Annotated in this window: 2 protein-coding genes; both read left to right on the forward strand. The window is 35.2% G+C overall.

The annotated features are described in order from the left end of the window. The coding region (locus H4J70_RS20210) for a hypothetical protein (RefSeq protein WP_182251788.1) at positions 1-519 on the forward strand (519 nt) is incomplete at its 5' end. 302 nt (positions 520-821) lie between these two features. Then, a partial coding sequence (locus H4J70_RS20215) for a prohibitin family protein (RefSeq protein ID WP_404842504.1) occupies positions 822-1,567 on the forward strand: 746 nt, incomplete at its 3' end.

A 1,567-nucleotide genomic window follows, 5' to 3' on the forward strand; every position in this document is an offset into this window, starting at 1 on the left:
AAAGCAACTAAGCACCAACAATATATTAATGCGGCGAGCTTTAGTGGTAACTCTGCACTTAAGCACCTTGTCTATAAAAATGAAAATAGTGAAGAAATTATTCTTAATCTATTGAGCAATCAAAAATTTAGAGATTCTTGCTTATCAATTATTGCGGTACTTGCTTATAAAGAATTACCTGCTCGTGCATTTTATATTCTTGTTTTACCTAAAGATAAAAATGATAAAGAAGAGTATTCCTTTTGGTATCGTGATTTATCAGTATTGAAAAAATCTGCCCAATTGAAAGAATATACCCAGAAAGTATCTAATCACGGTAAACCGGCAATTTTAAAAGTTGAATTGAAAAAAAGTGATAAAGTGCAAAACATGTATTACCGTGACGAAATCAGTTATTTAAAAAGTCTAGATAAAGACTTAGCGGATGATCTGGAAACTCAGTTAGAAAGTACTATCGGCATCGGAGAAGTGACCGATTTAACTGATATTGCTATTAAGATGATTGCTAATGCCACATAAATGACAACAGACCCATTAACTTTTGTCGAATGGCCGACAGAAAAAATATTAATACAACACTTTTGAGTTCACCTAACTGATAAGGTGAACTTACTAATGGTTAATTTTATCGATTGTTTAGACTTGCAGAGCTGGTTCACTCGGGTGTAAGTTTGACGTTATGTCACTTAAAAGGTTATGGTCTCTGCATAGCGAATAACATGCTGTAATATTTAACGAATGTGTCTTTAAATATGGGCACCTAATTAAGCCTCTGAGGTAGAAAAGTGAATATAGAAAAATTAAATATCCCAACTAAATCAATAATAACAGTGGCGATTGCTGTTACCCTATTTTTCAGCTCTGTTTACACCGTCAATGAAGGGCATATCGGCATTGTCAAACGCTTCAGTGAAGCCAAAGAGCAGGTTAACCCTGGTTTACACTTTAAAGTGCCTTTTATTGATAGCGTTGAAGAGATAGAAGTCAGAACACGAAAAAATGAAGAAAAAATGGCATCAAGTACTAAAGAGCAAATGCCAGTAACTGTTATTGTTTCAGTTAACTGGACGGTAGACAAGACAGCTGCGCTTGAACTTTTTCGTCAATACGGTGGTTTAAAGCAATTTGAAAATAGAATTCTTGATCCTCGTTTTAGATCTGCCACTAAAGATGTTATCCCACAGTATGATGCAGAAAAATTAATACAAGATAGAGCAAGTGCCATTCAAGCGATTGAAGCAAGCTTTATCGAAGAAATGAAAGACTTTCCTGTTACTGTTGATAACATTCAAATTGAAAACATTCAATTACCGGCTAAGTACTTAACTTCTATTGAGACTAAGCAAACAGAAAAAAATCTAGCTGATGCGGAGAAACATAAGCTCGCACGTCAAAATTTAGAAGCGCAACGTGACGTAAATACGGCAAAAGCAAAAGCAGATGGTATTAAGCTCGTTGCTATAGCAGAAGCTGAATCTATTCGAATTAAAGGCTTAGCTGAAGCTGAAGCGATTACGGCTAAAGCTAAAGCACTGGGTAACAACCCTTTAATTGTTAAGCTAACAGA

The organism is Colwellia sp. BRX8-9 (assembly GCF_014077245.1).
Classification (GTDB): Bacteria; Pseudomonadota; Gammaproteobacteria; order Enterobacterales; family Alteromonadaceae; genus Colwellia_A.